The organism is Cupriavidus sp. UBA2010, assembly GCF_002335265.1.
Lineage (GTDB): Bacteria > Pseudomonadota > Gammaproteobacteria > Burkholderiales > Burkholderiaceae > Cupriavidus > Cupriavidus metallidurans.
Genome location: NZ_DDCI01000010.1, coordinates 100112 through 109291, shown reverse-complemented (window position 1 = coordinate 109291; position 9180 = coordinate 100112). Strand labels below are relative to the sequence as shown.

At 62.8% G+C, this 9180-nt stretch carries 8 protein-coding genes; 3 read left to right on the top strand and 5 right to left on the bottom strand.

All coding sequences use genetic code 11. The annotated features are described in order from the left end of the window. Window positions 1-61: 61 nt before the first annotated feature. Together B2246_RS06030 and B2246_RS06025 are read right to left on the bottom strand one after the other, a co-directional pair. Entirely contained in the window at window positions 62-601 is a 540-nt protein-coding gene (locus tag B2246_RS06030; RefSeq protein ID WP_008652225.1) for a DUF4124 domain-containing protein, read from the bottom strand. Between the two features lie 94 nt (window positions 602-695). Then, on the bottom strand, window positions 696-1655 hold the full coding sequence (locus B2246_RS06025) for a DMT family transporter (protein ID WP_008652224.1): 960 nt from the start codon (window positions 1653-1655) through the stop codon (window positions 696-698). A gap of 125 nt (window positions 1656-1780) precedes the next feature. On the opposite strand from B2246_RS06025, the gene guaB reads away from it, so the two are divergent. The 3 genes from guaB to guaA all read left to right on the top strand — a co-directional run bounded on the left by guaB (window position 1781) and on the right by guaA (window position 5567). Beyond that, a complete protein-coding gene (gene guaB / locus B2246_RS06020) occupies window positions 1781-3244 on the top strand; it encodes an IMP dehydrogenase (protein ID WP_008652223.1) in 1464 nt (487 codons plus the stop codon). A gap of 87 nt (window positions 3245-3331) precedes the next feature. Then, window positions 3332-3973 carry a hypothetical protein gene (locus B2246_RS06015; protein WP_008652222.1) on the top strand — a complete coding sequence of 214 codons (642 nt, stop codon included), beginning with the start codon at window positions 3332-3334 and terminating at the stop codon, window positions 3971-3973. Continuing rightward, window positions 3948-5567, top strand: coding sequence for a glutamine-hydrolyzing GMP synthase (guaA, locus tag B2246_RS06010; RefSeq protein WP_008652220.1), 1620 nt, complete (start codon window positions 3948-3950; stop codon window positions 5565-5567). The genes B2246_RS06015 and guaA overlap by 26 nt, the downstream gene beginning before the upstream one ends. A gap of 114 nt (window positions 5568-5681) precedes the next feature. Here the strand turns inward: guaA and B2246_RS06005 are convergent, their stop codons facing one another. The 3 genes from B2246_RS06005 to B2246_RS05995 all read right to left on the bottom strand — a co-directional run bounded on the left by B2246_RS06005 (window position 5682) and on the right by B2246_RS05995 (window position 9005). Further along, entirely contained in the window at window positions 5682-7223 is a 1542-nt protein-coding gene (locus tag B2246_RS06005) for a flavin-containing monooxygenase (protein ID WP_186425338.1), read from the bottom strand. A 62-nt stretch (window positions 7224-7285) separates the two neighbouring features. Further along, window positions 7286-8119: an alpha/beta fold hydrolase gene (locus tag B2246_RS06000; protein WP_035882081.1), complete on the bottom strand. Its 834-nt coding sequence runs from the start codon at window positions 8117-8119 to the stop codon at window positions 7286-7288. A 100-nt stretch (window positions 8120-8219) separates the two neighbouring features. After that, the gene (locus B2246_RS05995; protein ID WP_286880780.1) at window positions 8220-9005 is read right to left on the bottom strand and encodes a TetR/AcrR family transcriptional regulator; all 786 of its coding nucleotides are present in this window, start codon (window positions 9003-9005) and stop codon (window positions 8220-8222) included. Between the last annotated feature and the right edge of the window lie 175 nt (window positions 9006-9180).

The window sequence follows — 9180 nt, the reverse complement described above, 5'->3', positions numbered from 1 at the left end:
AGTGGCGGATGAGTGGCGGATGAGCGGCGGATGAGTGGCGTGCGGGTCGCTTTGCGCCCTGTCAGCTATTGCACTGCTGCAGCGCGTCGTTGGTGCGCGCAATCTCCGCGGCACGCTCGTCGTCGTTTAGACGCACCGGCACGCCATCGGGACCCGCCTTCGCGGCGCGCATCCCTTGATTCAGCCCCGCCGCGTAGTTGCGCAATTCCTGGCAATTCTGTTGCCTGGCCAGTTGCTCTCGCTCCTTGGTGGCGGCTTCGAGATCCGCCTTCAAGCGCGCGTCACGTCGCTCCTGGAACTCGGTGTCCGCGTCCTTCGGCTTGGCGCCGCCTGCCTTGACGCTGGTGGGTTGCATACGCGGAGCGTCGGCCTTTGCCGGTGCGTCGCCTTTGGGCGGGGCATCGGCTTCCACTGCGTGATACATGCCCGGCGCGCGGCCCGGCGCCATGATGATGGCGCGGTCCGGCACGGACGGCGGTGGCGGCGTGTCGCTGTAGACCGTGCGACCGTTGGTGTCCTTCCATTGCCATTGGGAGAATGCGGTGCCGGGGACGGCAAGGCTTGCAGCAATCAGCAGGTACAGCACGGACGATCGGTTCATGGCGAAGGCGTCAACAGGTCGAGCGGGTTGCAGATGGGCATCAGACGCCAGTAGGGTTGACAGTGATGTGACCCGTGCGTCATGGCTCGTTAGTCTACTGAGACTTGTCGGTCGCGTGCAAGCGCACGGACCACGCCACGCCTGCCATCAACAGCATGATCGCGGCCATCTCGAGGGGCCGCGGCCAGCGATGATCGAATACAAACCCGTATGCCAGCGCGAAGAGCGTCTCGAAAACGATCATCTGACCGGACAGCGTCAGTGGCAAACGACGGCTTGAAATGTTCCAGAGGTTGTTGCCAATTAGCGACGCTCCGAGCGCCACGGCCGCATTGACCATCCAGAACAACTGCCAGTCGCGGCCGCTGTCGGGGGCGGTCAGGGTGTCGCCAAACATCGCCCAGCCGATTGCGGCGAGAACCGCCGATACCAGCCCGGTCGACAAGCCGTAGAGCGCGGACCATTCGTTGCCGCTGTAGTGCGGGTTGCGCTGAAGGTAGCGAGCATTGTCGACGGCATAAAGCGTCCAGCAGACCAGAGCGCCGGCCGCGCAGATCACACCGGCGATTTTCTGCCAGACGGGGCGCGCCGCTGCGCCGATTGTGGCGCCGTGCGCGCTGCCGCCCCCGGCGAAAAGATCAATGTTGATGCAGGCGATCCCGGCTGCCACCACGAGCAGTGGCAGCACCAGCCGGCGCAGTTGCACGGCGCCATGGTCGCGCCGGCCCATAAGCGTGACCGAAATCGGCAGGATGCCGATGATCAGCGAGGTCGGTCCGACGCCCGCCAACTGCACGCCGAAGGCCAGCAGCACGTAATAGAGCAGGTTGCCGGTGAATGCCTGGCGCAGCAGGGCGACGCAGTCGGCGCGGGTCAGTTTGCGGGCGATGCGGCCCATCAGGGGCAGCGCCGCGACGCAGGCCACCAGACCGTAGGCGAGGTACCGGCCGATCGCGAGTTCCCAGGGGGAGAACACCGGCAGCAGCTTGGGCGCGATGAACACCATGCCCCAGAATGCTCCCGCCAACAGTCCGCACAACACCCCGATTCCCATGGTCTTCCCGCTTGGCCCCGAAGGGGCGTCTAAAAAGGAGGCCGAGATTAGCAAACGCCATGCGATAACGCATCAGCAAATCCTGCATTCCTGTATAATCTGCTTTTGCGCCTAGAGGATTCGCTATGCGTCTTGTCCAGAAAGCACTCACATTCGATGATGTGCTGCTCGTCCCGGCCTATTCGGCCGTCCTGCCCCGGGATGTTTCCCTCCGCACCCGCCTGACCCGTTCCATCGATTTGAACATTCCGCTGGTTTCCGCCGCCATGGATACCGTGACGGAAGCTCGCCTTGCCATTTCCATGGCACAGGCCGGTGGTATCGGCATCGTCCACAAGAACCTGAAGCCAGCCGACCAGGCGCGCGAAGTGCAGCGTGTGAAGCGCTACGAATCGGGCGTGCTGCGTGATCCGATCACCATTTCTCCGGAAATGAAGGTGCGCGATGTGATCGCCTTGTCGCAGCAGCATGGCATTTCGGGCTTCCCGGTGCTGGAAGGCAAGACCGTAGTCGGCATCATCACCAACCGCGACTTGCGCTTCGAGGAAGAACTCGACGCCCCGGTGCGCGCGAAGATGACGCCGCGAGAAAAGCTCGTAACCGTCGCCGAAGGCGCTCCGCTGGAAGAAGCCAAGCGCCTGATGAACCGCCATCGTCTGGAGCGTGTGCTCGTAATCAACGGCGCGTTCGAACTGCGCGGCTTGATTACCGTGAAGGATATCCAGAAGGCCGTGGAAAACCCGCTGGCCAATAAGGATGCACACGGCCAACTGCGCGTAGGCGCGGCAGTGGGCGTGGGTCCGGACAACGACGAGCGTGTGGAGTTGCTGGTCAAGGCCGGTGTGGACGTGATCGTGGTCGATACCGCGCACGGCCATAGCCAGGGCGTGCTGGACCGCGTGCGCTGGGTCAAGCAGAACTTCCCGCAAGTGCAGGTCGTGGGTGGCAACATCGCCACTGGCGCGGCAGCGCTGGCACTCGTCGAACATGGCGCAGATGGCGTCAAGGTCGGTATCGGCCCGGGCTCGATCTGCACGACGCGTATCGTTGCTGGCGTAGGCGTGCCGCAGATCACCGCCGTGTCGAACGTGGCCGAAGCGCTCAAGGGCACGGACGTGCCGCTGATCGCCGATGGCGGCGTGCGCTATTCGGGTGACGTTGCCAAGGCACTGGCCGCTGGCGCCCACACCGTGATGATGGGTGGCATGTTCTCGGGTACCGAGGAAGCGCCGGGTGAAGTGTTCCTGTATCAGGGTCGTTCGTTCAAGAGCTACCGTGGCATGGGTTCGGTCGGCGCGATGAAGGACGGTGCCGCTGACCGCTACTTCCAGGAAGACAACACGGCCAACGTCGACAAGCTCGTGCCTGAAGGCATCGAAGGCCGCGTACCTTACAAGGGCTCGGTGCAGGCGATCATCCACCAGTTGACCGGTGGCATTCGCGCGTCGATGGGCTACTGTGGCGCAAGCTCGATCGCCCAATGGCACGAAACCGCCGAGTTCGTGCAGATCACCGCCGCGGGGATGCGCGAGTCGCATGTCCACGATGTGCAGATCACCAAGGAAGCGCCGAACTACCATATCGATTGATTTCGATCTGGTGCCTCCCACCACGGCCGCGCTGGTTTCGTCGATGCTGACGGGGCCGCGCGGCCGCGCTGCAAAAAAGGAGCGCTCATGAAGGTATTGCTGCGAGCCGTGCTGTTCTTCGACGCCTTGCTGGACTTGCTGCTTGGCATCCTGCTGCTGGCGTCACCGTTCACCACGCTGTATGCCGCGCTGCAATTGCCGCAGCCCCAGCCGGCCCTCTTCGGGCAATTGCTTGGCGTGGCGACGATCGGACTGTCCTGGCTGCTGTTCCAGGCCACCATCAACGGCCAGTTGACCGTCGCCGTGGCGCGGACCACGGGCTATGTGAATCTGGTCAGCGCGCTGCTGGTGACCGTATGGACGCTGTTTCTCGACATTCCCGTACAAGGCGTGGGCAAGGTCTGGTTGCTAACGCTGGCAGCCGTACTGATCTTTTTTGCCATCGTGCAGATCCCCGCGGCCAAGAAGGTGCGGCTGCGTGAGCGGCAACAGGCCGAACTGGCTACGGCCGAGCGCGAACCTGGCGCGGCCAATGGCGACTCCCCGAACAACGAACCCGGCGTGCCCCGCACGGCGCGCCCGAATGGATCCCCTGCATCTCCCGAATACCGGCGCGAGCCGGGTATCACGCCACCGCCTGGCTATGGTCCGGGCACCGAGGTGATGCCCGAACCCGATCCGGAAGCACTGCCAACTGCCAATCATGCACGACAAAATCCTCATTCTTGACTTCGGCTCGCAAGTCACACAGCTCATTGCCCGCCGCGTTCGCGAAGCGCACGTCTACTGCGAAATCCATCCGAACGACGTCACCGACGAGTTTGTGCGCGAGTTCGCGCCGAAGGGCGTCATCCTGTCCGGCAGCCACGCCAGCACCTACGAGGACCACCAGCTGCGCGCGCCGCAGGCCGTGTGGGACCTGGGCGTGCCGGTGCTCGGCATCTGCTACGGCATGCAGACGATGGCCGTGCAACTGGGCGGCAAGGTGGAGTGGAGCGATTCGCGCGAGTTTGGTTACGCGGAAGTGCGCGCCCATGGTCACACGAACCTGCTCAAGGGCATCGAGGACTTCGTCACGGACGAAGGCCACGGCATGCTGAAGGTCTGGATGAGCCACGGCGACAAGGTCACGGCACTGCCGGCCGGCTTCAAGCTGATGGCCTCCACGCCGAGCTGCCCGATCGCCGGCATGGCCGACGAGGCGCGCGGTTACTACGGCGTGCAGTTCCACCCGGAAGTCACGCATACGTCGAAGGGCCGCGAGATGATCGAGCGCTTCGTGCTGGAGATCTGCGCCACGAAGGCCGACTGGGTCATGCGTGACCACATCGCCGAAGCCGTCGAGAAGATCCGCGAACAGGTGGGCGATGAAGAGGTGATCCTCGGCCTGTCCGGTGGCGTCGATTCGTCGGTGGCCGCCGCGCTGATCCATCGCGCCATTGGCGACCAGCTCACCTGCGTGTTCGTCGATCACGGCCTGCTGCGCCTGGACGAAGGCAAGATGGTGATGGACATGTTCGCAGGCCGCCTGCACGCGAAGGTTGTCCATATCGATGCCTCCGAGCAGTTCCTGGGCCATCTGACCGGCGTGACCGACCCCGAGCAGAAGCGCAAGATCATTGGCCGCGAGTTCGTGGAAGTCTTCCAGGCCGAAGCGAAGAAGCTGAGCAACGCCAAGTGGCTGGCGCAGGGCACGATCTACCCGGACGTGGTGGAGTCGGGCGGTACCAAGACCAAGAAGGCGACGACGATCAAGAGCCACCACAACGTGGGTGGCCTGCCGGAAACGCTGGGCCTGAAGCTGCTGGAGCCGCTGCGCGACCTGTTCAAGGACGAAGTGCGCGAACTGGGCGTGGCATTGGGCCTGCCGCCCGAGATGGTCTACCGTCACCCGTTCCCGGGTCCGGGTCTGGGTGTGCGGATTCTCGGCGAGGTCAAGCGCGACTATGCCGACCTGCTGCGTCGCGCTGATGCAATCTTCATCGAGGAACTCCGCAAGACGATCGCCACGGAGCAGGACGCCGCTGCCGGTCTGTGCGAAGCGAATCAGGTGGGCAAGAGCTGGTACGACCTGACCAGCCAGGCATTTGCCGTGTTCCTGCCGGTGAAGTCCGTGGGCGTGATGGGCGATGGCCGTACGTACGACTATGTCGTAGCGCTGCGCGCGGTGCAGACCACCGACTTCATGACCGCCCACTGGGCGCACCTGCCGTACTCGCTGCTGGGCCGCTGCTCGAACCGCATCATCAACGAGGTTCGCGGCCTGAACCGGGTGGTGTACGACGTCTCGGGCAAGCCGCCGGCGACAATCGAGTGGGAGTGATTCGGCCTCTGGCACTGGCCAGAGCCGAGTCGCACCAGAGAACAAAAAAGCCCGCGTAATTGCGGGCTTTTTTGTGCCATTCATCCGGCACGGTGCAGTCGACCACGGCCTGGCTCAGGCATTGCCTGATGGGCGATTCGCGTCGTAACGAAATGCCCCATCCGTCAGATCAATCTCGGGGAACTCATCCTTTTCTCCCCAGTAGTCTTGCGTGTGTTGCCACTCGCGCGTGTTGCCGCTCCTGGGCATGAGATGAATGTCGCGCATGAGATAGCCGGGGTTGAAGTTGTCGGCGTCTATCCACTCGGATAGAGGCATGTCTTTCTCGTTTTCACGGAGTTGTGGGGTGACTTGCTTTGCTCCCGTGGCATCCATGTGCTTCAGCAGGCGGCAGACGAAGTCGGCGACCATGTCAACCCGTAGCGTCCAGCTGGCGCGGAAGTAGCCGAATACCCAGACCATGTTTGGCACGCCAGTGAACATCATGCCGCGATAGGTCACGGTTTTCGAGAAATCCAGCGGTTGGCCGTCGATGCTAAACGGAATGTCGCCCAGCACACTGAGCTGAAAGCCCGTAGCGGCCACAACGATGTCGGCGTCTAGCTTCTCGTTGGACTTGAGTACGACGCCGTCCTCGACGAACCGGTCGATCTCGTCAGTGACCACGCTGGCGTTGCCCTCGCGAATTTCCGCGAACATGTCGCCATCCGGAATGAACGCCACCCGCTGCTGCCAAGGCCGGTAGCGTGGCGAAAAATGCGGTTCGAGTTCGAAGTCCTCGCCAAGCTGCGCGCGAACCCCCGCAAGCAGTTCCTTGCGCACCTCCTCTGGTTCTTCACGTGAGCGGCGGGCGAAGATGGCGCCATCCATCAGGACTTTCTTCCGGATGATGGCGTGGATCCACATCGGGTCGATCTCGAGCCGGCGTAGCTCGTTTGCGAGATCGTTGGCGTTGCGGCCCGAGATGAAGTATGTGGGCGAGCGTTGCAGCATGGTGACCTTGGCACCCAGGCGGGCCAATCCCGGCACGACGGTGGCAGCGGTAGCGCCTGAGCCGACGACAACCACACGCTTGCCCTGGACGTCCAGTTCCTCGGGCCAGGTCTGCGCGTGAATCAACGGGCCTTTGAAATTGTCCATGCCCGTCCACTCGGGCAGGTAGCCCTGATCGTGGCGATAGTATCCCTGGCACATCCACAGGAAATTGGTGGTGAATCGTACGTGCTCTCCCGATTCGAGCCGTGTGGCATCAAGGGTCCAAAGTCCTTCGGCGGAAGACCAGGAGGCCGCATCGATGCGATGGCGATAGCGGATGTGCCGAGCGAGGTCGTTTTCTTCGATCACTTCGCCCATGTAGCTGAGGATCTCTTCCGCAGTCGCAATGGGTTTCCCTATCCATGGCTTGAAGCGGTAGCCGAAGGTGTAGAGGTCACTATCCGAACGCACGCCGGGATAGCGGTGGGTATGCCAGGTGCCCCCGAAGCTGTCCTTGCTTTCGAGCACGACGAAACGCTTGCCGGGGCACTGTGTCCGCATGTGATAGGCCGAGCCTACACCCGAGATGCCCGCACCGACGATGATCACGTCGAAATGCTCTGTGTGCTCCGTGGCTGCGGGTCGGGCAGGCTGGCGCCCGGACAAGATGTTGGCATTCATGGGGTTGTCTCCTGAGATATCGTATGTGGCCCTGGCCACTCACGTGAAGAACGCCGATGACGTCATGCGGCACCGTGTCGTTCTTCGTGGCAATGTCCTGTCGGACTATCAAGATGACTTTCAACCAGATCGAGCAGGGCACCGGGCTGTTCCAGCGTGACGAGGTGGCCGCAGTCGATCTGCTCGTAACGCGCGCCTGCAATGCCTGCAGCCAGATCGCGGCAATGCGCGGGCGGCACCAGACGATCTTGCTGCATGCCGATCACCAGGGTCTGGGCTCTGATTTTGGGTAGCTCGGCGCGAATATCGATCGTGGCATCGAGCTCCGCCTGGCGATCGCCTCCGGCAGAAAGCAGGTTGGCGATGCGGTCCAGTGCGGTCTGGATTGCCTCAGTGGAGTTGGCTTGAAAGAAGGCATCCGATACGCCGTTGACCAGCAGCAGTCTCGCGAGCTGGTGCTTGTCGGTTCGTGACAACTCCGCCCAGAGGTCAAAAAGCACGCACATGCTTCTGCTGCTTTGCACCCAGCCACCTAGCAAGACCAGTCGGCGCACACGGTCGGGCATTGCAGCGGCCGCGACCGCGGCGACCACGGCACCCAGCGAATAGCCGACAAGATCCAGTGGCTTGCCGTCTCCAGCTAGGTCGGCGACGGCGCGGACTTGTTGGACCAGCGTGGTCAGGGCGATGGGGCCGCCCGGGTCTTCGGTCTGGCCTGCGCCGACCATGTCGAACGCGAGGCAGCGCCGTTTGGCTGCCAGCCTGGGTAGCAACTGCGCCCAACCCATTTCGGCGCTTGAGGACGTGCCGTGAATCAGAATTGTGGGTCTGCCCTGGCCCGCGTCCAGCACAGTGGTTCTGGGAATGCCGGGCGCGTCCACATTCAGACGTTGCATAGGAGTCCTTGAGTGAGGAGAAGAAAGAGACCAACCAGACTGCGTCAGTTTGCTAGCGGCCAACGCTCGATTCGCTGGCCGTTAGCGCCTGCACGGGTGTCTACGGCGTATGGCGGGTACGCGATGAGGTGGCTAGCTTCCTGGGGCGGCCGCCCTGGTCATTAGTGCCCTGGCCGACGCGCCCGATTGGGGGCAGGCCCAGATAGCTCACGACAAGCTCGTACAGCGTGTGAACCATGGCGGTATGGCCCTTGGGTAAGGGTGCCTGGCTGTTGTACATCGCGTTGAAATGCGCGCTGCGCGCTGCGTACACTCCGAACATCAGGCGCGCTTCCCAGTCAGGGATGGCTACCACCTCCGGAAACCGGCTCAGTGCGGACACCAGCCGGCGCGTGGCGTCGTTTCCCAGGCGACCCACGGGCTCCCAGGCTTTGGGGTCGACCAGCGCACGCTGCAGTACGGCATGGAATACGCCATGACTCTTCTTCTGTACGCGTACGGCCAGGTCCACGAAGGCATTGATGACCTCGTGCGGTGATGCATGCTCGGTCGTGACCTTGGCCAGCAAGTCGTCGGTATCCTGGCGGATCTGGTCGAAGCCGCGTTCCAGCACGGCCTGAATGAAGCCTTCGCGGTCTCCGAAGCGGAAGTACAAGGCGCCAATCGATGTGCCAGCGTATTCAGCCACCGCCTGCATCGACAAGCCCTCGAATCCGTGCGCTTCGAAGTGGGCCAGGCCAGCATCCAGCAGCGCTTTCTCTGTTGCCTGGCTGCGGGCTTGCAGGGCGAGTCTGCGGTTCTTTGGGGGTGCCGCCTCTGTCTGGCGATCAGGTCGATCTGATCGCTCAGGCGATGCCTCGACGCTGCCGATGGGAACATCGAGCATGCTGTGTCTCCCAAATAGAATTCGATTTATGGTTCTATTTATAGTCCCTGTGGCCTATTGTGCAAGCCGGAACTGAAGGCCGGCTGCAATTTCCGGTCTGCCATGCTGTTGGGCCTCTGCCGAACACATTTGGCGTGTTGGCCAAACCTGACGGGTAGCTGTCGTCAGCGGCGGA